The following is an 831-nucleotide window of genomic DNA, read 5'->3' on the forward strand; positions in this document are numbered from 1 at the left end:
TAGGGTCTGTTTACATTCGATGAAATGTGTTTACATCTTGTCTTTTGCGCGAGCGGGCCAAGATGATTCGAACGTTGTTGAGCGATGAAGTATGGGCGCGAATCGAATCCGTCTTGCCGGGCAAGGAAGGCGATCCAGGGCGCACGGCGACCGACAATCGTTGGTTTGTCGAAGCTGTCCTCTGGATCGGCCGAACCGGCTGCCCCTGGCGCGATTTGCCGAAAGAGTTCGGCCGATGGCATACGGTGTACATGCGCTTCTCTCGGTGGCGTCGCAAAGGCGTTTGGGAACGCGTGGCCCACGCCGTATCCGACGAGACGGAGATCAAGTGTGTGCTGATCGACTCGACCATCGTGCGTGCGCACCAGCATTCGGCCGGCGCTCGAAAAAAAGCGGCCCGCAAGCTCTCGGCCGCTCGCGCGGAGGACTGACGACCAAGCTGCATCTGGCCGTCGATGAAGCCGGGCGGCCTCTGCGAATGATCGTCACCGAAGGACAGGTCTCGGACATTTCGTGTGCGCACGAATTGGTCGAGCATCTGCGCACAGGTGCTGTGATTGCTGACAAAGGTTACGACTCGGATGCCTTCGTGAACGCCATCCGCGCTACGCGTGCGAAGGCCGTTATCCCGCCGCGCTCGAACCGAAAGACCAAGCGTCGGTACAGCCGCGTGCTGTATCGAACTCGGAACATCGTCGAACGCTTCTTCAATCGCATCAAACATTTTCGTCGCGTCTCCACTCGTTACGACAAGCTCGTCGGCAACTATTTCGCCTTCGCGGTGCTTGCCTGCGCCTTTGGGCCGCTGGTGAGAATGTGAACAGGACCTAG

1 pseudogene is annotated in these 831 nt (G+C 58.8%); it reads left to right on the forward strand.

The window, feature by feature from the left end:
- Positions 1-62: 62 nt before the first annotated feature.
- Positions 63-820, forward strand: a pseudogene (locus tag DIE23_RS39085) (IS5 family transposase).
- Positions 821-831: the final 11 nt, after the last annotated feature.

This window comes from Burkholderia sp. Bp9143 (assembly GCF_003853645.1).
Classification (GTDB): domain Bacteria; phylum Pseudomonadota; class Gammaproteobacteria; order Burkholderiales; family Burkholderiaceae; genus Burkholderia.